Below are 20,590 nucleotides of genomic sequence, written 5' to 3' on the forward strand. Positions count from 1 at the left end.
GGCAAGGCCTTCTTCATCTGGATGAACTTCGACGACCTCGGCCGCATCGGCACGACCATACGATAAGGAGACAGCATGTACCGCACGCAACCCGCGAAATCCCGGCAGCACGGCCTCAGCATGATCGGCTTCCTGTTCGTCGCCGTGATGCTGGTTGCGGTCGCCATGGTGGCGATGAAGGTGGTGCCCGCCTACATCGAGTTCTTCGGGGTGAAGAAGGTCCTCGCCGACATGGCCCATCAGTCCGACCTCAGGAACATGAGCAACGCCGAGATCCGCAGCGACTTCGAGAAGCGCGCCAGCGTCGGCTACGTCGACGGCGTCACCGGAAAGGACCTGGTGATCGATCGCCGGGGCTCGGTTCCCGTCGTCTCGGCCGATTACACCGTCCGCACCAAGCTCGTCCACAACGTCAGCCTGGTGATCGACTTCAGCGCCAGCAGCGACCCCAGCGCGGCGCCTCCCCAGATTGACTGACGCGCTTCTGAACCGGCGCCTGCAGCACGCGCTGGGCTACACCTTCACCCGCGCCGAGCTCCTGACGCAGGCGCTGACGCACCGCAGCTACGGCGCGGTCAACAACGAACGCCTGGAATTCCTCGGCGACTCGGTGCTGAACTGCTCGGTCGCGCGTGCGCTCTACGATGCCTTCCCCGACCTCCCCGAAGGCAGCCTGTCGCGGCTGCGCGCGAACCTGGTGCGACAGGAAACCCTGGCCGAGATCGCGGCCGCCCTGAAGCTGGGCGACAGCCTGCGCCTCGGCGAGGGCGAGCTGAAGAGCGGCGGCTTCCGGCGCCCGTCGATCCTGGCCGACGCGCTCGAATCGCTGTTCGGCGCCATCTTTCTCGACGCCGGATTCGACGAGGCGCAGCGTGTGGTGCGCGGCCTGTTCGACCCGCTGGTGGCGCAGATCGACCCCAGGGCGTCGGGCAAGGATCCCAAGACCTTGCTGCAGGAGATCCTGCAGGCGCGCCGCCTGCCGCTGCCCGAGTACCGGTTGGTCGACACGCGCGGCGAGGCGCACGACCAGAGCTTCATCGTCGAGTGCGTGCTCGCCAGGCCCGCGCTCAATACCCGCGGCGTCGGCAAGAGCCGCCGCGCCGCCGAGCAGGAGGCCGCGCGCCAGGCGTGCGCGCAATTGCAGAAATGAACGTGCCGCCAAGCGAATACAGGTGCGGGCTGATCGCCATCGTCGGCCGCCCCAACGTCGGCAAGTCGACCCTGCTCAACAAGCTCGTCGGGCAGAAGATCAGCATCACCTCGAAGAAGGCGCAGACGACGCGCCACCGGGTGATGGGCATCCACACCACCGAAGCGGCGCAGTTCGTCTTCGTCGACACGCCCGGCTTCCAGACGCGCCACGCCGGCACGATGAACCGCGCGATGAACAAGCGCGTGCGCGAGACGCTGGCGGACACCGACGTCGTGATGCTGCTCGTCGAGGCCGGGCGGCTGACGCGCGAGGACCGCCAGGTGATCGAGCTGCTGCCGAAGGACAGGCCGGTGATCCTGGTGGTGAACAAGATCGATTACGCCAAGGATCGCGCGGCGCTGATGGCCTACCTGCAGGAGGTCGCCGCTGCACATGAATTCACCGAGATCGTCCCGGTGTCGGCGAAGCAGGGCAGCAACCTCGACGAGCTGCTGAAGACGCTGGAAAAGCACCTGCCGGCGAACCCGCCGCTCTTCGGTGAGGACGACGTCACCGACCAGACCGAGCGCCAGCTCGCCGCCGAACTCATCCGCGAAAAAGTGTTCCGTCTCTGCGGCGAGGAGATCCCCTACGCCGTGGCGGTGACCATCGACAAGTTCGAGGAGGAGGGCCGGCTGCGTCGCATCTTCGCGACCATCCTGGTCGACCGTGACAGCCACAAGGCCATCGTCATCGGCAAGGGCGGCGAGAAGCTCAAGACCATCTCCACCCAGGCGCGTCAGGACATGGAACGCGCATTCGACGGCAAGGTCTACCTGGAAGTGTGGGTGAAGGTGAAGGGCGGCTGGGCAGACGACGTCCGCATGCTGAAGTCGCTCGGGCTGGATTAGGAGTCTTCATCCGCGAAGGACGCGGATAGAAACGTATGTCCAGCGACGCTCGCATCAACAACGAACCCGGCTTCGTCCTCCACACCTATCCCTTCAAGGAAACCAGCATGGTGGCCGAGGTCTTCACCCGCAGCCACGGCCGCGTCGCGCTGATCGCGCGCGGGGCGCGGCGGCCGGCCTCGGCGCTGCGCGGACTGATGCAGCCTTTCGCGCCGCTGCTGCTGTCGTGGTTCGGCAAGGCGGAGCTGAAGACGCTGCACGGCGCGGAATGGCAGGGGGGGCTCATCACGCCGCAGGGGCGCGCGCTGATGTGCGGGTTCTACCTCAACGAGCTGCTGCTGCGGCTGCTGGCGCGCGGCGACGCGCACGAGCGTCTCTACGATCGCTACGTCGAAACCCTCGGGCAACTGGCGGGCGACTGCGATACCGGTGACTTCGAGCGCATCCTGCGCCGCTTCGAGAAGGACCTGCTCGCCGAGATCGGCTACGGCGCGACATTCGACGTCGACGCCGACAGCGGCGCGCCGATCGACCCTGCCGCGCGCTACGTCTTCCAGCCGGAGCGCGGCGCGCTCCACTGGGGCGGCCAGCCGGGCTGCCCGGTGTCGGGGCAGACGCTGATCGACCTCGCCGCCGACCGCTTCGAGCGGCAGGCGACGCTCGTCGAGGCCAAGGCGCTGATGCGCACGCTGATCAACCACACCCTCGGCGCGAAGCCGCTTTATACTCGCCAGCTCCTGCGCGAACTCACCGAACTGACACAATGAGCATCCATCTCGGCGTCAACATCGACCACATCGCCACGCTGCGCCAGGCGCGCAAGACCCGCTACCCCAGCCCGGTCGAGGCGGCACTCGCGGCCGAGACCGCCGGCGCCGACTCGATCACGCTGCACCTCAGGGAGGATCGCCGTCACATCCAGGACGCCGACGTCGCGATCCTGCGCCAGGTGCTGAAGACCAAGATGAACCTCGAGATGGCGGTGACCGAGGAGATGCTCGCGATCGCGATCGCGACGCGGCCGCAGGATGTCTGCCTGGTGCCGGAAAAGCGCGAGGAACTCACCACCGAGGGCGGGCTCGACGTGAAGGGGCAGCTGCCGAAAATGACCGATGCCTGCAAACGGCTCGCCGACGCCGGCATCCGCGTGTCGCTCTTCATCGACGCCGACTTTGCGCAGCTCGACGCGGCGCACGCCGCCGGCGCGCCGGTCGTCGAGATCCACACCGGGCATTACGCCGACGCCGCGACCGACGACACACGCACTGCCGAATTCGAGCGCATCCGCATGGCGGTCGCCTACGGCCGCAGCCTCGGCCTGACGATGAACGCCGGCCACGGCCTGACCTACCACAACGTGCAGCCGATCGCCGCGCTGCCGGGCATCCACGAGCTCAACATCGGCCACGCCATCGTCGCGCAGGCCCTGTTCACGGGCTGGAAGGAAGCGGTGGCGGAGATGAAGCGGCTGATGGTGGAAGCGGCTGCGCGCTGACGCTCAGCGGATGAGCTTCTTCTTGAGCTTCAACCGCACGTAGAGCAGCACGATCACCGCCACCGCGCCGAGGGTGATCAGCGTGATGAGGTGGAGGTTGGCGCGGATCGCCTCCTCGTTGTGGCCGAGGGTGTAGCCCAGCACGGCGAGGATGGTGACCCAGATGCCGGCGCCAAGGCTGGTGTAGAAGCTGAACACCGCGAGGTTCATGCGCGCGAGGCCCGCCGGCAGCGAGATGTACTGGCGCACCGCCGGGATCAGGCGGCCGGTGAAGGTCGAGATATGGCCGTGGCGCGCGAAGAAGTCCTCCATGCGCTGCAGCGTGTGTTCCTTGACCAGAACGTACTTGCCGTAGCGCATCAGGAAGGGGCGGCCGAATTTCACCGCCAGCCAGTAGTTGAACAGCGCGCCGAACAGGCTGCCGCCGATCCCTGAGACCACGGCCAGCACGATGTTCATTTCCCCCTTGTAGGCGAGGTAGCCGGCCGGGATCATCACCACTTCGCTGGGGAAGGGGAAGAAGCTCGACTCGAGCGCCATCATCAGGAAGATGCCGGGGTAACCCCAGGCACCGACGGTGGCGACGATGGTCTGGATGAGGTCGTGGAGCATGGGCTAGGGGCTAGGAATTAGGGGTTAGGGGCTGGAAGTTAGGGGTGGCGCTCGCAGGTTACGCTGGCAATTCCCTAGGCCCTAGATCCTAGCCCCTAGATCCTACACGACGGCTTCTTCCTTCTTCTCCACCGGCTTGATGAAGTGCTCGCGCTTGACGCCGAACATCAGCAGCAGGGGGCTGGCTACCAGGGTCGACGAATAGATGCCGAACATGATGCCGATCGTCAGCGCGAGCGCGAAGTTGTGCAGTGCCTCGCCGCCGAAGAACAGCATCGACAGCACCATGATCTGGGTCGAGCCGTGGGTGATGATGGTGCGGCTCATGGTGCGGGTGATGGCGTCGTCGATGATGTGCGGGATCGTCTCGCCGCGCATCTTGCGGATGTTCTCGCGGATGCGGTCGAAGATCACCACCGACTCGTTGACCGAATAGCCGAGGATCGCCAGCACGCCGGCCAGCACCGTCAGCGTGAACTCCCACTGGAAGAACGCGAACACGCCGAGGATGATGACGATGTCGTGCAGGTTGGCGAGCATGCCCGCGACCGCGAAGCGCCATTCGAAGCGGATCGCGAGGTAGACCATGATGCCGATCGAGACGACCAGCAGCGCCAGCGCGCCGCTGTCGTAGAGTTCCTTGCCGACCTGCGGGCCGACGAAGTCGACGCGCTTGAGTTCGACCGAAGCGTCGGCGCCCTTCAGGGCGGCCATGACGCGGTTGCTGGTGTCCGCCGCGCTGGCTTCGCCCTTGTTGGGCAGGCGGATCAGCACGTCGCGGCTGGTGCCGAAGTTCTGCACCGAGATCTCGGGGAGGCCGGTCTTCTCCAGCGCCGCCCGGATGGCGTGCAGGTTGGCGGGCTGATCGTAGCTGACCTCGATCACCGTGCCGCCCGTGAAGTCGACGCCGAGGTTGAGGCCGCGGTCCCACAGCGCCCACACGGAAAACAGGAAGGTGAGCAGCGAGATCGCGGTCGTCGCCTTCCCCCAGCTCATGAAGGGGATGGTTTTCTTGAACGGGAAAAGTTCCAGCATGATGCAAGCCTTAGATCGAGATTTTGGTCAGGCGCGCCCGGCGGCCGTAGACGAGGTTCACCATGGCGCGCGACACCGTAACGGCGCTGAACATGGAAGTGAGGATACCCAGGCACAGCACCACGGCGAAGCCGCGCACCGGGCCGGAGCCGAGCCAGAACAGCGCAATGCCGGCGATCAGCGTGGTGAGGTTGGAGTCGAGAATGGTGGCCCAGGCGCGTTCATAGCCGGCGTGGATCGCCGCCTGCGGGGTGAGGCCGGCACGGAGCTCCTCGCGGATGCGTTCGTTGATCAGAACGTTGGCATCGATCGCCATGCCGAGCGTCAGCGCGATCGCCGCCATGCCGGGCAGGGTGAGCGTGGCCTGCAGCATCGACAGCAGCGCAATCAGCAGAAGGGCGTTGATCGCGAGGGCGATCGACGAGATCAGGCCGAACACGCGGTAGTAGATGATCATGAAGCTGACCACCGCGAGGAAGCCCCAGAGGTTGGAGTGGAAGCCTTTTTCGATGTTCTCGGCGCCCATGCTGGGGCCGACGGTGCGTTCCTCGACGATCTGCATCGGCGCTGCGAGCGCGCCGGCGCGCAGCAGCAGGGCGACGTCGGAGGCTTCCTGCGCGGTTTCCATGCCGGTGATCTGCACCCGGCCGCCGCCGATCTCCTCGCGGATGACCGGCGAGGTGATCGCCTCGGCGCGGCCTTTTTCGATCAGCAGAATGGCCATGCGCTTGCCGACGTTCTCGCGCGTCACGTCCTTGAAGATGCGCGCGCCCTTGCCGTCCAGGTTGATATGCACCGCGGCCTGGCCGCTCTGGCTGTCGAAGCCCGGCGAGGCATCGGTGATCGAGTCGCCGGTCAGCACCACGTCCTTCTTCACCGCGATATTGCCGCCTTCGCGGCTGGCCACGATGTCGTCGCCGAACGGCGCCCGTCCCTGACTGACGGCAAGCGGGTCGGCCTGCTCGTCGACCATGCGGATTTCCAGGGTGGCGGTGCGGCCCAGAATGTCCTTCGCCTTGGCGGTGTCCTGTACGCCGGGCAGCTGCACCACGACGCGGCTGGCGCCCTGCTGCTGGATGACGGGTTCGGCCACGCCGAGTTCGTTGACGCGGTTTCTGAGCGTGGTGATGTTTTGCTGCAGGGCGAATTCCTGCACCTTGGTTTGGGCTTCCGGTTTCAGGCGCGCGGTCAGGGTGAAGCCTTCGGCCTGGTCTGCGGGGCTGAAGGCGAGCTCGGTGAACACCGAGCCCAGCTTGTTTGCGGCCGCATCGCGCTGGTCGCGGGTCGCGAAGTGCACGGTGACGGCATTGCCTTCGCGGCTGATGCGCCCGTAGCGGATCTTGCTGCCGCGCAGCTCGGTGCGGAAATCATTCTGGTAACGGATGGCCGCTTTTTCCAGCGCGGCCTTCATGTCGACTTCGAGCAGGAAGTGCACGCCGCCGCGCAAGTCCAGGCCGAGATACATGGGCAGCGCATGGATCGACGACAGCCAGGCCGGCGAGGCCGACACCAAGTTGAGCGCCACAGTGTAGCGTTCGCCCAGGCTGTTTTGCAGCACGTCCTTGGCCCTGATCTGCACGTCGGTGCTGGCAAGGCGCACCTTGACGCTGTTGCCCGCCAGCTCCACCGCGCTGTAGGCCACCTGGGCGGTCTTCAGTGCGGATTCCACCTGCCCCAGCAGCGCGGTGTCGACCTTTTCGCTGGAGCGCACTGGCGAAACCTGAACCGCAGGCACTTCGCCGTAGAAGTTGGGCAGGGTGTAAAGGAATGCGACTACCAGCGTGATGCCGATGAGCACATATTTCCAGAGCGGGAAGCGGTTCATGTTTGGTGAGGCGTTAGGCGTTAGGCGTTAGGGGTGAGGCGCAGGGAGAGTCGGGGGTGGGTCTTCACCCCGCGCCTCTCGCCTGACGCCTCACAGCGTCTTGATCGTGCCCTTGGGCAGCAGGGTCTGCACCGATTGCTTCTGCACGTGGGTAATCACGCCGTCGGCGATTTCCAGCGACACGTAGTTGTCGCCGATCTTGGCAACCTTGCCAAGCTGGCCGCTGGCGGTGACGACTTCGTCGCCCTTGGCCAGTTCGGTCAGCATTTTCTTCTGCTCCTTGGCGCGCTTCATCTGCGGGCGGATGAGCATGAACCAGAACAGGATGAAGATGATGATCAGCGGCAGAAAGTCGGTGATGCCGGGGGTGGCCGATGCGGCGGTTTGCGCGTGGGCGAGTGAAATCATGGGCGAAGCTCCGAATTAAGGGCGGTTTGGTGAAAAACCCGACGATTCTACCATCCGCGTGTTTGCATCTCGTGAAACTGCGCCGCGAAGTCGGCAAAGCGGCGGGTCTCGATGGCGGCCCGCATTCCGGCCATCAGCCGGTGGTAGTAATGCAGGTTGTGGATGGTGGCCAGCCGCGCGCCCAATATCTCGTTGGCGCGGATCAGATGGTGCACGTAGGCGCGGCTGAAATGGGTGCAGGTGTGGCAGCCGCATTCGTCGTCGATCGGCGCGATGTCGGTTTTCCAGCGTGCGTTGCGGATGCGCATTTCGCCGCGCCGGGTGAACAGGATGCCGTGGCGCGCGTTGCGGGTCGGCAGCACACAGTCGAACTGGTCGATCCCCTGGCCGACCGCGAACACCAGATCCGATGGCGTGCCGACGCCCATCAGGTAGCGCGGCTTGCCGGCCGGCAGCTGCGGCGCGGTGTGGGCGAGGATGCGCGCCATGTCGCCCTTGGGTTCGCCGACCGAGAGGCCGCCGATGGCGTAGCCGTCGAAGTCCATGCCGATCAGCTCGCGCGCCGACTCGTCGCGCAAATCCTCGTACATGCCGCCCTGCACGATGCCATACAGCGCGTTGGGGTTGCCGGCATGCGCCGCCTTCGAGCGCGCCGCCCAGCGCAGCGAGAGCCGCATCGAGTCGGCGGCCTCGCGCTCGGTGGCGGGATAGGGCGTGCATTCGTCGAAGATCATCACGATGTCGGAGTTCAGCGTGCGCTGGATCTGCATCGAGATTTCCGGGGTGAGAAACAGCTTGTCGCCGTTGATCGGCGAGGCGAATTTCACTCCTTCTTCGGTGATCTTCCTGAGCTTGCCAAGGCTGAACACCTGGAACCCGCCCGAATCGGTGAGGATCGGCTTGTCCCAGCCCATGAAGCGGTGCAGCCCGCCGAAGCGTTCGATCACCTCCAGGCCGGGGCGCAGCCACAGGTGGAAAGTGTTGGAGAGCACCATTTCGAAGCCGGTTTCGGTCAGCTCGGCCGGCGCCATCGCCTTCACCGTGCCGTAGGTGCCCACCGGCATGAAAACGGGCGTCTGCACGGTGCCGTGCGCGAGGTGGAGCTGGCCGCGGCGTGCGCCGCCGTCGGTGGCGAGGAGGTCGAATTTCATTCGGGGGGGCGTTTTTCCAGAAACATCGCGTCGCCGTAGCTGAAGAAGCGGTAGTGCTCCCTGACGGCATGGGCGTAGGCCGCGCGGATGGCGTCCAGCCCGGCGAACGCGGAAACCAGCATCAGCAGCGTGGATTTGGGGAGATGGAAGTTGGTGACGAGCGCATCGACCACCCGGAAGCGATAACCCGGGGTGATGAAGATGTCGGTTTCGCCGGACCCCGCGTGCAGTTTGCCCGCGTGTGCCGCGGCTTCCAGCGCGCGCAGGCTGGTGGTGCCTACCGCCACCACGCGGCCGCCGCGGGCGCGCGTTTCGGCAATCGCCGCCACCGCCGCGTCCGGGATCGTGTAACGCTCACTGTGCATCTTGTGGTCGGCGATGGCGTCCACCCGCACCGGCTGGAAGGTGCCGGCGCCCACGTGCAGCGTCACCTGCGCCGTGCGGACTCCCTGTGCGCGCAAGCCCTCCAGCATTGCAGCATCGAAATGCAGTCCGGCGGTGGGGGCCGCCACCGCGCCGGGCGCGTTCGCGTACACGGTCTGGTAGCGCGCCTCGTCGTCGGCTGTCGGCGCATGTTCGATGTAGGGCGGCAGCGGCAACTGGCCGAGCTGCTCCAGCACATCCAGCACCGGGCGCGGAAAGCGCAGCCGGGTCAGGTCGTCCTGCCGCGCCAGCACCTCCAGCGCCGCATCGTCGGCGAGGCGAATCCACGACCCCGGCCTGGGCGCGTGGCTGGCGCGGATGAAGGCCAGTGCGTCGCGTTCATCCAGCACCCGCTCCACCAGCAACTCGACCTTGCCGCCGCTTTCCTTGTGGCCGAACAGCCGCGCCTTGATCACGCGCGTGTCGTTCATCACCAGCAGATCGTCGGCGCGCAGCAGGGCAGGCAAATCGCAAAACCGGCGGTCATGCAGCATGCCGGATGCCTCGACGTGCAGCAGCCGGCTGCCGCCGCGCAGCGCGGGCGGGAACTGCGCAATCAGTTCGTCGGGCAGGTCGAAATCGAAATCGGCAACATGCATGGGGCGCGATTATAGCGGGCGCCTTGCGGCAGGCTGCCCGGTTCGGCGATAATGCGCGGCTTCTGTCGCCGGACGCATCCGCGGTCGGCTTCCCTGCCGGGATGGCGGAATCGGTAGACGCAGCGGATTCAAAATCCGCCGCTGGTAACAGTGTGGGGGTTCGAGTCCCCCTCCCGGCACCAAATCAATTTTTTCTCACTGAATCCGAGCGCCGCTGTCTTGCTTGGGGCTGGCCTTGCCCACCCTGTTCTTCTGCGCTCTTCAGGGGCATTTCTCCCGCCACCTCAGGCGGGTAGCCCCAATTGGGCGCGGTCTTGATGCGGTTTCATGGATTCGTCATCAGCGTCCCACGGATTTTTCCTATAGTTCCAAGTGACGGACGTAACCTCCGGTGCTATGGCACAGGCATTGCTCGATGAGCGTTGGAAGTCGCGCAGACAGAAGGGGCAGCATGTCTTCAGTCGTTCAGATGGTGCGGAACAGGGCGGGCGGGCCGGGTGTATTGCACCGGCCTGTATATCGTGTGTTGCAGGCGCATCAGGCGCAGATGGCAACAGTGCATATGCGCGATCTGTTTGCAGCCGATCCGGCGCGCTTCGAGCGGTTTTCGCTGCGGGTGGGCGCGTTGCTGCTGGACTATTCGAAGAATCGCATCACTGGCGACACCATGAGCTTGCTGCTACGGCTGGCCGAAGAGGCGGATGTGGCGGGCTGGCGCGAGTGCATGTTCACGGGCGAGAAAATCAACAACACGGAAAACCGTGCGGTGCTGCATGTGGCGCTGCGCAATCGCAGCAACCAGCCGCTGCGTGTCGACGGCGAGGATGTGATGCCGAAGGTGAGCGCGGTGATCGGACGTATGGCGGCGTTTGCCGAGCAGGTTCGCAGCGGCGAGTGGCGCGGCTATACCGGCAAGCGTATCAGCGACGTGGTGAATATCGGTATCGGCGGCTCGGATCTGGGGCCGCAGATGGTGTGTCAGGCATTGAAGCCGTACCACCATCCACAGCTGAAAATGCACTTCATTTCCAGCGTCGACGGCGCGCATGTGAAGGAAGTGCTGGAAGCACTGAATCCGGAGACGACACTGTTCATCGTGTCGTCGAAAACCTTTGCCACGCAGGAAACGATGATCAATGCGCACCATGCGCGCGAGTGGTTCCTGGCACGGTCACTGGCGACCCGGCATGTCGCGCGGCATTTTGTGGCGGCTTCCGCCAACCGCGACGCGGTGGCGGCGTTCGGCATCGATCCGGCCCACATGTTCGAATTCTGGGACTGGGTGGGCGGGCGCTATTCGCTATGGTCGGCGATCGGACTGTCGATCGTGCTGGCGGTGGGCACGGAACGCTTCGCCGAACTGCTGGAAGGCGCGCACGAGATGGACGAACATTTCCGCCATGCGCCGCTGGCGCAGAACATGCCGGCGATCCTGGCGCTGCTGGGGGTCTGGTACAACAACTTTTTCGGCGCCGAGTCGCACGCGATCCTGCCGTATGACCACTACCTGCGCAGCCTGCCGGCGTACCTGCAACAGGCCGACATGGAAAGCAACGGCAAGTCGGTGGACCGCGACGGCAAGGTGGTGGACTATTCCACCGGGGCCATCGTCTGGGGCGCCAGCGGCATCAACGGACAGCATGCGTTCTATCAATTGCTGCATCAGGGAGGCAGGATGATCCCGGCCGATTTCATCGTCTCGGTCGAGCCGCACACCGAACTGCAGGCGCACCACGATATCCTCTTCGCCCATTTTCTGGCGCAGACCGAAGCGTTGATGCGCGGCCGCACGCGCGAGGAAACCCAACTTGAAATGGGCTCGCCTGAAGGAGATTCGGCGCAGACCGGCCAGTTCGTCCAGCACAAGGTGTTCGACGGCAATCATCCGAGCAATGCGCTGCTGCTGCAAAAGCTGACCCCGCACGCGCTCGGCATGCTGATCGCGCTGTACGAGCACAAGATTTTCGTACAGGGGGTGATCTGGAACCTGAATTCCTATGACCAGTGGGGAGTGGAACTCGGCAAGCAGCTTGCCAGCCGCATCCTGCCCGAACTGCAGGCCGCAGCGCCGGTGACCGGGCACGACGCCTCGACCAGCGCGCTCATTAATTACTACCGCCGCATGCGCCGGCCGCATGCTGGCTTATAGTTCAAATATGGAGTTGATTGCGGGTGATATCGGGGGGACCAAAAGCTGGCTGGCCTGGGTGGTCGGCGATGCGGGCGGCGCGCCGCGCCTGCTCTTCGAGAAGGTGTATGCCAGTGCCGATTTCGCTTCGGCGGATGCGCTGTTGCGCCAGTTCGTTGCCGAGGCGCAGTCAACCGTCCCGCCGAACACCCTGCTGCTGGCGCTGCCCGGGCCGCTGCAGGGGCAACACGTCAAGCTCACCAATCTGGACTGGACGCTCGATGCGGCCGACCTGGCCGCCTCGCTGGGTATTGCCGACGTGCGCTTCGTCAACGATTTTCAGGCGGCGGCGGCAGGCGTGGCGACGTTGGCCGCATCCGACGTGATCGCACTCAACCCCCGGCCAGCCGATCCCGGCGGCGTGCGTGCCATTATCGGTGCCGGCACCGGCATGGGACTGGCCTTCATGGTGGCCGATTCCAGCGGGCGCTACCGGAGCTTTGCCAGCGAAGGCGGACACACCGACTTTGCGCCGGGCAATGCGCTGCAGGTGCGGCTGCTCGAGCGTCTGCGCGCCGAATATGGTCATGTGTCATGGGAGCGCGTCGTGTCGGGCTCGGCGATGAACGACCTGTACCGCTTCTGCTGTACCGAGCAGGGCCTCGCGCTGCCCGGCGAACCGGTGGGCGGTGCCGAACTCGTTGCACGCGCCGGGGCGGGCGACAGGGCCGCCGTGGCCGCGCTCGATCTGTTCGTCGATCTGTATGGGGCGTGGGCCGGCAATGTGGCGCTGCTGTATCAGCCGCGCGGCGGGCTGTATATTGCCGGTGGCGTGTCCAGGCACCTGCAGGCACACCTGCAGGCGCCGCGTTTCATGACCGCGGCCGGCGACAAGGGGCGGATGCGCGGGGTGGTCGAGCGCATGCCGGTTTTTTTGGTTGTCCAGCCGCGGCTGGGGGTGCAGGGCGCGATTGCAACGGCGTTTGCGCCGCCTTGAATCCGGTGTCGACGATTCACTACTTGATCTCATAGGGCGGCAACAAGGAGCGGACATGACGATTTCAAAAGACGAGCAGGAACGCCTCTATCGCTATTACACCGAGCCGATGCTGGTGACCAGCCTCACGCGCAGCACACTGGCGCTGGTGCTGGCGGGCGGCGAAGGTTCGCGGCTGAAGCATCTGACTGCCTGGCGCGCCAAGCCCGCGGTGCCGATCGGAGGCAAGTACCGCATCATCGATTTTCCGCTGTCGAACTGCGTCAACTCGGGCATCCGTCGCATCGGCGTGCTGACGCAATACAAATCGCATTCGCTGATTCGTCACCTGCAGCGCGCCTGGGGCTTCATGCGCGCCGAGATCGGCGAGTTCGTGGAAATTCTGCCGGCGCAGCAGCGCACCCACAAAAAAGAGTGGTATCAGGGCACCGCCGATGCGCTGTTCCAGAACATCGATATCGTGCAGCGCCATCACCCTGAGTATGTGCTGGTGCTGGGCGGCGATCATGTCTACACCATGGATTACTCCGAAATGCTGCTGTATCACGTGCAGGCCGGCGCCGACTTTACCGTCGGCAGCATCGAGGTTCCGGTGGCCGAGGCAAGCTCGTTCGGCGTGATGTCGGTCGACGAAAACATGCATATCACGCATTTCACCGAGAAACCCGTGAATCCCGACTGCATACCCGGCAAGCCCGGCATTGCGCTGGTATCGACGGGCATCTACATCTTTTCCAAGGATTTTCTCTACAAGACGCTGGTCGAGGACGCCGGCAACCCCCATTCCTCGCACGATTTCGGCAAGGACATCATCCCGGCCAGCATCGCATCCGCGCACGCGATCGCGTTTCCTTTCCGCAATAAAGACGGCCAGCCCGCCTACTGGCGCGATGTCGGCACACTGCATTCCTACTGGCAAACCAACATGGAGCTGTGCTCGATCGAACCCGAACTCAATCTGTACAACCGCGACTGGCCAATCTGGACCTACCAGCCGCAATTTCCGCCCGCCAAGTTTATTTTCGACGACGAGGGCCGGCGCGGCGAGGCGATCGACTCGCTGATCGCGGGCGGCTGCATTCTGTCGGGCGCGCGGGTCAAGCGCTCGGTGCTGTTCTTCGCCACCACGGTGGAAAACCGCAGCCTGATCAAGGACAGCGTGATCCTGCCCAAGGTCAGCATCGGCAGAAATTGCCGCATCACCCGTACCATCATCGACAAGGGCACGGTCATCCCCGACGGCACGGTGATCGGCGAAGACCCGGTCGAAGATGCCAAACGTTTCCACGTGACCAAGGAAGGCATCACTCTGGTGACGCCGGCGATGCTCGGGCAGAACCTCTACGCCAGATGGCAGGACGAATTCGATGGCTGAACCGCTCAATGTCGTGTTGTGCTGGCACATGCACCAGCCGTATTACCGTGAAGGCCTCAAGGGCACATATCGCCTGCCCTGGGTATACCTGCACGGCATCAAGGATTACAGCGACATGGCCGCGCATCTGGAGCGATATCCACGGATGCGCGCGGTGGTCAACTTTGCGCCGGTGCTGCTGGAGCAGCTCGACGATTACGCGCAGCAGCTCGATGCGCTGTTGCAGCACGGCAAGCCCACCCACGACCCGATGCTGAATCTGCTCGCCGGCATCGAGCCGATTCCGGCGGATGCGGCCCGCCGTCTGCGCATCGTGCAGGATTGCCAGCGCTGCCATGCGCCGCGCATGATCCATCCGTATCCCGCATTCCATTCCCTGCTGCGCATGATCGGCGTCGCCGACGAAACCGGAGCCGACAGCGCAGACCAGCAGATGCACCTGGCGTATCTGTCCGAGCAATATTTTCTCGATTTGCTGACCTGGTATCACCTTGCCTGGCTGGGACACTCGCTCAAGCAATTGCCGCTGGCGCAGCGGCTGATGACGCAGGAAAACAACTTTTCCGCCGCCGATCGCCACGCGCTGCTGCACTTGATGCAGGACTGCATGGCAGGGCTGATCCCGCGTTACCGCGCGCTCGCCGAGCGTGGCCAGATCGAATTGTCGATGTCGCCTTACGGCCACCCCATCGTGCCGCTGCTCAACGATTTTGCCAACCTGCGCGATGCCCTGCCGGATGCGCCTGCCCCGCAGGCACCAGCCTATCCCGGCGGAGCCGCGCGCGCACGCTGGCACCTGCAGCGGGGCGTGGCCGTATTCGAACATTATTTCGGCCGCCGGCCAGCCGGCGTGTGGCTGTCCGAAGGCGGGGTGAGCGAGGATGCGCTGGCCCAGCTCGATGAAATGGGCTTTGCCTGGACCGCCTCGGGCGAGGGCGTATGGCGCAACAGCTGCGTCAAGTCGGGGATTCCGGAAGGCGATATGCATGCCAAGCGCGCGCTGTTCTCGCCTGCGCAGATCGACGGCTTCGCCACGCGGGTGTTTTTTCGCGACGACGGCCTGTCCGATCTGATCGGCTTCAAGTATGGCGACTGGCATGCCGACGATGCGGTGGGCGACTTCATTCAGCATCTGGAAAACATCGCCCATTTTTTTGGCGCGGACGCGAGCCGGCATGTGGTCCCGGTCATTCTCGACGGCGAGAACGCCTGGGAGTATTACCCTGACAACGGCCACTATTTTCTCGATGCGCTCTACTCGAGGCTGTCGAGCCACCCCGCACTCAATGTCGGCACTTTTTCCGGGCAGGTCACGCAAGCCGCCGTCACGTCGCTGAAGCGGCTGGCGGCGGGCAGCTGGGTATATGGCAGCTTCTCGACCTGGATCGGTTCGGAAGACAAGAATCGCGGCTGGGATCTGCTGGCGATGGCGAAGCACGATTATGACCGTGTCGCGGAAAGCGGCGGCCTGTCCGCCGCGCAACTGCAGCAGGCAACGCAGCAACTGGCGGTATGCGAAGGTTCCGACTGGTTCTGGTGGTTCGGCGACTACAACCCGGCCAGCAGCGTCAGCGATTTCGAACAGCTGTACCGTGATCAGGTGCGCGAACTGTATCGGCTGATCGGCGTGGCGCCGCCGATCCAGCTCGACGTGCCGCTGTCGCAGGGCCGCGGCAACGCCGAGAATGCCGGCACCATGCGCAGGAATACCTGATGCGGTTCGACACGCGCCGTGCCGGCCTGCTGCTGCATCCGACCTCGCTGCCGTCGATTACGCTGGCCGAGCTTGAACGCTGGCTGGATTTTCTGCAGGCAGCGGGGATCGGCGTGTGGCAGATGTTGCCGCTGGGCCTGCCGCTGGGCGGGTTGTCGCCTTACCAGTGTGCCTCGGCATTTGCGGTCAACCCCGCCCTGTTTCCTGCTGCGCCGGCGGATATGCACGGTTTTATGGACTGGCGCAGCCGGCAGGCGCATTGGCTGATGGATTTTGCGCGCTTCATGGTCATCAAGGCGGAACAGGGCGACACCCCCTGGACCGAGTGGCCGCTTGCGCTGCGCGACCGCGACGCGCAGACGCTGGCCGCGTTCGATGTCAGTCATGCCGACAAGCTGAACGCGGTGATGGTCGAGCAGTATCGCGCGGCTTTTCACGGGCGGCACATCCGTGCACAAGCAGCGGCGCGCGGCATCCAGCTGTTCGGCGACATGTCGATTTACGTCGCGCACGACAGCGCCGACGTGTGGGCGCAGCGCGACCTGTTCCTGCTGGACGACACGGGTCACCCTGTGGTGGTGACGGGCGTGCCGCCGGATTATTTTTCCGCGACCGGGCAGCGCTGGGGCAATCCGCACTACAACTGGGTGGCGATGCAGGCCGACGGCTTCACCTGGTGGCGGGCGCGGCTGCGTGCGCACTTCGAGTGGTTCGACCTGCTGCGCATCGACCATTTCCGCGGCCTGGCTTCGGCCTGGGAGATTCCGGCGGACGAGCCCACCGCGGTACATGGCGAATGGGTGGCGGTGCCCGGAGCGGAACTGTTGCAGGCGATCGCCGACGAGATGGGGGCGCTGCCCCTGGTGGCCGAAGATCTCGGCGTCATCACGCCGGATGTCACTGCGTTGCGCCACCAGTTCGGCCTGCCCGGCATGGCTGTGCTGCAATTCGCGTTCGACGGCCATGCCGACAATCCACACAAGCCGGAAAACGTGCATCCCGACACCGTGTATTACACCGGTACCCACGACAACGACACCACGCTGGGCTGGTGGCGCACGCTATCCGACGAAGCGCGTCAGCAGGTGATGCGGCAACTGGACGTCGGCGATCCCGATGCGGTGCCGGCGGCGATGATCGCCGCGGTGCTGGAAAGCCGCGCCGCGCTGGCGGTGCTGCCGCTGCAGGACGTACTGCAGCTCGGCAGCGAAGCGCGCATGAATACGCCCGGCACCGACAGCGGCAACTGGAGCTGGCGGTTCGCATGGGATGCGCTGACGCCGGAGCTGGCATCCCGCTTGCTGCGACAATTACAGGAAACCCACCGATGCGAGATTCAGCTCCGCCCATTGACGTGCTGCCCATGAACCTCTCCCGAACAAACTCGCCAGACGCCAGCCTGCCTGCAGTCAGCCCGCCCATCCTGCGCGTGCAGCGCGGTACGCACCACGATCCCTTCGAGGTGCTGGGGATGCACCTGCAGCCGGGCGGCGGCACGCTGATCCGCACCTTCATGCCCGCCGCGGAGGCGGTCGAGGTGGCCGGCGGCCGCATGGTCCGGGTGCCCGGCACCGACTGTTTCGAGCGCCTGCTGCCGGCAGGCAGCACGGTCGAGCCGCATCCGTTGCTGCGCTGGCAGGACAAGGGCGCGGGCAATTGGCATACCACGCAATGCCCTTACAGCTTCGGACCGCAGCTGGGCGAGATGGACTTGCATCTGCTGGGCGAGGGGCGGCATTTTGAAGCCTGGAAAGTGCTCGGTGCGCGTCGGAAAACCGTCGATGGTGTCGATGGCTGCCTGTTCGCCGTGTGGGCGCCGGCGGTGCAGCGGGTCAGCGTGATCGGCGATTTCAACGACTGGGATGGCCGCCGCCACCCGATGCGCTGCCGCGGCACGTCGGGCATATGGGAATTGTTCATCCCTGGTCTGGGGGCCGGCCACGCCTACAAATACGAAATCCTCGGCCGCCACGGCCAGCTGGTGAAGAAAACCGATCCCTATGCGCGGCAGATGTTCCTGCGCCCGGAAACCACCAGCCGCGTGCCGGACGACGAAGCCTATGCTTGGGAAGACGGCGCGTGGATCGAGGCGCGCGCGCATTTCGACTGGCAGCACCGGCCGATCAGCATCTACGAGTTGCATCCCGGTTCCTGGCGGCGCCACGACGACGGCGGCTATTACGGCTGGGACGAACTCGCCGCCGAACTGATCCCCTACGTGCAGGACCTCGGCTATACCCATATCGAACTGATGCCGGTGGCCGAGCATCCGCTCGATGCCTCGTGGGGCTACCAGGTGTCGGGCTATTACGCGCCGACCGCGCGCTTCGGCTCGCCGGACGACTTCCGCGCCTTCGTCGACGCCTGCCACCAGGCCGGCCTCGGCGTGCTGCTCGACTGGGTGCCGGCGCATTTTCCCAAGGACGACTTCGCGCTGGCGCGCTTCACCGGCGAGCCGGTGTACGAGCACGCCGACCCGCGCCGCGGCGAGCATCAGGAGTGGGGCACGCTGGTGTTCGACTTCGGCCGCAACGAGGTGCGCAACTTCCTGGTCGCCAACGCGCTGTACTGGCTGGACGAGTTCCATATCGACGGCCTGCGCGTCGACGCCGTCGCGTCGATGCTGTACCTCGACTATTCGCGCCAGCCGGGCGAGTGGGTGCCGAACCAGTATGGCGGACGCGAGGACATCGAGGCGATCCACTTCCTGCGCGAGATGAACACCGAGGTGCACGGCCGCTTCCCCGGCGTGCTCACCATCGCCGAGGAATCGACCGCCTGGCCGGCGGTGTCGCGCCCGGTCGAACTCGGCGGCCTGGGTTTTTCGATGAAATGGAACATGGGCTGGATGAACGACAGCCTCGACTACATCGAGAAGGATCCGGTCTACCGCAAGTACCAGCACAACCAGCTGACCTTCAGCCAGATGTATGCGTGGACCGAGAACTTCGTGCTGCCGCTGTCGCACGACGAAGTGGTGCACATGAAGAAAAGCCTGCTCGACAAGATGCCGGGCGACGTCTGGCAGCGCTTCGCCAACCTGCGGGTGTTCTATGCATGGCACTACGCGCATCCAGGCAAGAAGCTGCTGTTCATGGGCGGCGAATTCGGCCAGTGGAACGAGTGGAATGAGTCGGGACAACTCGATTGGGCGCTGCTTGCATTCCCCGAGCACGACAGCATCCGCACGTTGCTGCGCGACCTCAACCGCCTCTATCGCAGCGAGGCGGCGCTGCACGAGTTCGACTTCGACCCGCGCGGATTTCGCTGGATCGACTGCCACGACGCCGACCAGTCGGTGCTGAGCCTGGTGCGCCAGGGACGGGAGGCGGGCGCGCAGCTGGTGGCACTGTTCAACTTCACTCCGGTTCCGCGCCGCGCTTACCGCATCGGCGTGCCGTCGGCTTCTCCCTGGTGCGAAGTGCTGAACACCGATTCGGCCTACTACGGCGGCACCAATCTCGGCAACGGCCAGCCGCTTCATCCGCAGAATCTGCCGTGGATGGGCTTCGAGCAGTCCATGGAGGTGACGATCCCGCCGCTCGGTGCACTGTTTCTCAAACCCTGCGGTTGATTCGATGTGACCAATCAGTAACGATGGAAAAGAATAATGAAACGCGGAGCAATGAAAATCCTGTTTGCGGCCAGCGAAGCCTATCCGCTGGTGAAAACCGGCGGCCTGGGCGATGTGCTCCACAGCCTGCCGCATGCCTTGCATGACCGCGGCGCCGACATCCGTCTGGTGCTGCCGGGCTATCGCGCGCTGTTGCGCCAGCTCGACCCGATGCGCATTCTCGGCTGGCTCGACGTGCGCGGCGCCGAGGGCATGGTCGGCGCGCGCATCCTGGAAACGCGCCACCCCGATTTTCCCTTTCCGCTATGGGTAATCGACTGCCCGCCGCTGTTCGACCGCGAAGGCAATCCCTATGTCGATGCCAACGGCCAGGACTGGCCCGACAATGCCGAGCGCTTCGCGGTGTTCGCGCGGGCGGCGGCACTGCTGGCGCAGGATGCGCTGAATCTGGGCTGGCAGCCTGCGGTGGTGCATGCGCATGACTGGCAGACCGGCCTGGTGGCGGCGTTGCTGGCCGAGCAGCCGCGGCGGCCGAAAACCGTGTTTACCATTCACAACCTCGCTTACAGCGGTTATTTCCCGAGCAGCGATTTCGTACGCCTGCAGCTGCCCGGCCACTGGTGGTCGCCCGAGGGAGTGGAGTTCCATGGCGGCTTTTCCATGCTGAAGGCGGGCATCGTGTATGCCGATGCCGTCACCACGGTAAGCCCTACCTATGCGCAGGAAATCTGCACCCCCGAATTCGGTTACGGACTCGACGGCTTGCTGCTGTCGCGGCAATACAAATTGCATGGCATTCTCAACGGCATCGATACCCGGATCTGGAACCCGTCCACCGATCCGCACTTGCCCGCGCATTACTCGATGAGCCGCATCCAGCCCGGCAAGCGGCGCAACAAGCGGGCCCTGCTCGAACGTTTTTTGCCGCAGGTCGATGACGCCGCCCTGCAGGCCCCGCTGCTGGGATTGGTGGGGCGGCTGGTCGAGCAGAAGGGTATCGACTGGGTGATCGCCGCAATCCCGGTGCTGCTCGCCGAGACCGACGCGCGCCTGGTGCTGCTGGGCAGCGGCCAGGCAATGTACGAGCAGAAGCTCGTGCGGCTGGCCAAACAGCACCCGCAGCGGGTATTCGTCAAGATCGGCTACGACGAGCCGCTGGCGCACCAGATCGAGGCTGGGGCGGACTTGTTCCTGATGCCGTCGCGCTTCGA

At 65.0% G+C, this 20,590-nt stretch carries 18 protein-coding genes and 1 tRNA gene; 13 read left to right on the top strand and 6 right to left on the bottom strand.

What is annotated here, in order from left to right; genetic code table 11:
• Positions 1-75: 75 nt before the first annotated feature.
• The 5 genes from Q0L94_RS10810 to pdxJ are packed head-to-tail and all read left to right on the top strand — an operon-like array spanning position 76 to position 3,538.
• The gene (locus Q0L94_RS10810) at positions 76-477 is read left to right on the top strand and encodes a DUF4845 domain-containing protein (RefSeq protein ID WP_296753196.1); all 402 of its coding nucleotides are present in this window, start codon (positions 76-78) and stop codon (positions 475-477) included.
• Positions 470-1,150, top strand: coding sequence for a ribonuclease III (gene rnc / locus Q0L94_RS10815; protein ID WP_296753197.1), 681 nt, complete (start codon positions 470-472; stop codon positions 1,148-1,150). The genes Q0L94_RS10810 and rnc overlap by 8 nt, the downstream gene beginning before the upstream one ends.
• Complete coding sequence (gene era, locus Q0L94_RS10820) at positions 1,147-2,043, top strand: GTPase Era (RefSeq protein WP_296753220.1); 897 nt, start codon at positions 1,147-1,149, stop codon at positions 2,041-2,043. The genes rnc and era overlap by 4 nt, the downstream gene beginning before the upstream one ends.
• A gap of 35 nt (positions 2,044-2,078) precedes the next feature.
• The gene (gene recO / locus Q0L94_RS10825; RefSeq protein ID WP_296753199.1) at positions 2,079-2,810 is read left to right on the top strand and encodes a DNA repair protein RecO; all 732 of its coding nucleotides are present in this window, start codon (positions 2,079-2,081) and stop codon (positions 2,808-2,810) included.
• Positions 2,807-3,538 (top strand): pyridoxine 5'-phosphate synthase, encoded by a 732-nt coding sequence (pdxJ, locus tag Q0L94_RS10830; RefSeq protein WP_296753200.1) that lies wholly within the window; start codon positions 2,807-2,809, stop codon positions 3,536-3,538. Before recO ends, pdxJ begins: the two co-directional genes overlap by 4 nt.
• Positions 3,539-3,541: 3 nt before the next feature.
• Here pdxJ and Q0L94_RS10835 read toward each other — a convergent pair whose 3' ends face one another.
• The 6 genes from Q0L94_RS10835 to queA form a co-directional block, all read right to left on the bottom strand.
• On the bottom strand, positions 3,542-4,150 hold the full coding sequence (locus Q0L94_RS10835) for a DedA family protein (RefSeq protein WP_296753202.1): 609 nt from the start codon (positions 4,148-4,150) through the stop codon (positions 3,542-3,544).
• Between the two features lie 102 nt (positions 4,151-4,252).
• Complete coding sequence (gene secF, locus Q0L94_RS10840; RefSeq protein WP_296753203.1) at positions 4,253-5,185, bottom strand: protein translocase subunit SecF; 933 nt, start codon at positions 5,183-5,185, stop codon at positions 4,253-4,255.
• Positions 5,186-5,195: 10 nt separating this feature from the next.
• Positions 5,196-7,010, bottom strand: coding sequence for a protein translocase subunit SecD (gene secD / locus Q0L94_RS10845; protein WP_296753205.1), 1,815 nt, complete (start codon positions 7,008-7,010; stop codon positions 5,196-5,198).
• A gap of 90 nt (positions 7,011-7,100) precedes the next feature.
• Positions 7,101-7,418 (bottom strand): preprotein translocase subunit YajC, encoded by a 318-nt coding sequence (yajC, locus tag Q0L94_RS10850; RefSeq protein WP_296753206.1) that lies wholly within the window; start codon positions 7,416-7,418, stop codon positions 7,101-7,103.
• Positions 7,419-7,465: 47 nt separating this feature from the next.
• Positions 7,466-8,569, bottom strand: a complete 1,104-nt coding sequence (gene tgt / locus Q0L94_RS10855; RefSeq protein WP_296753208.1) for a tRNA guanosine(34) transglycosylase Tgt — start codon at positions 8,567-8,569, stop codon at positions 7,466-7,468.
• Positions 8,566-9,591, bottom strand: coding sequence for a tRNA preQ1(34) S-adenosylmethionine ribosyltransferase-isomerase QueA (gene queA / locus Q0L94_RS10860; protein ID WP_296753209.1), 1,026 nt, complete (start codon positions 9,589-9,591; stop codon positions 8,566-8,568). Before queA ends, tgt begins: the two co-directional genes overlap by 4 nt.
• A gap of 95 nt (positions 9,592-9,686) precedes the next feature.
• Here queA and Q0L94_RS10865 point away from each other — a divergent pair.
• The 8 genes from Q0L94_RS10865 to Q0L94_RS10900 all read left to right on the top strand — a co-directional run.
• Positions 9,687-9,773: transfer RNA gene (locus Q0L94_RS10865), tRNA-Leu, on the top strand.
• 287 nt (positions 9,774-10,060) lie between these two features.
• A complete protein-coding gene (gene pgi, locus Q0L94_RS10870; protein ID WP_296753221.1) occupies positions 10,061-11,740 on the top strand; it encodes a glucose-6-phosphate isomerase in 1,680 nt (559 codons plus the stop codon).
• Positions 11,741-11,747: 7 nt separating this feature from the next.
• The gene (glk, locus tag Q0L94_RS10875; RefSeq protein ID WP_296753210.1) at positions 11,748-12,716 is read left to right on the top strand and encodes a glucokinase; all 969 of its coding nucleotides are present in this window, start codon (positions 11,748-11,750) and stop codon (positions 12,714-12,716) included.
• A 55-nt stretch (positions 12,717-12,771) separates the two neighbouring features.
• A complete protein-coding gene (glgC, locus tag Q0L94_RS10880) occupies positions 12,772-14,091 on the top strand; it encodes a glucose-1-phosphate adenylyltransferase (protein ID WP_296753212.1) in 1,320 nt (439 codons plus the stop codon).
• Entirely contained in the window at positions 14,084-15,805 is a 1,722-nt protein-coding gene (locus Q0L94_RS10885; protein WP_296753213.1) for a glycoside hydrolase family 57 protein, read from the top strand. Before glgC ends, Q0L94_RS10885 begins: the two co-directional genes overlap by 8 nt.
• Complete coding sequence (gene malQ, locus Q0L94_RS10890) at positions 15,805-17,172, top strand: 4-alpha-glucanotransferase (RefSeq protein ID WP_296753215.1); 1,368 nt, start codon at positions 15,805-15,807, stop codon at positions 17,170-17,172. Before Q0L94_RS10885 ends, malQ begins: the two co-directional genes overlap by 1 nt.
• Positions 17,169-19,379 carry a 1,4-alpha-glucan branching protein GlgB gene (glgB, locus tag Q0L94_RS10895; RefSeq protein ID WP_296753216.1) on the top strand — a complete coding sequence of 737 codons (2,211 nt, stop codon included), beginning with the start codon at positions 17,169-17,171 and terminating at the stop codon, positions 19,377-19,379. The genes malQ and glgB overlap by 4 nt, the downstream gene beginning before the upstream one ends.
• Positions 19,380-19,415: 36 nt before the next feature.
• Positions 19,416-20,590, top strand: a 1,175-nt coding sequence (locus tag Q0L94_RS10900) for a glycogen synthase (RefSeq protein ID WP_296753218.1), incomplete at its 3' end; no start/stop codon positions are given.

This window comes from Thiobacillus sp., from assembly GCF_024708915.1.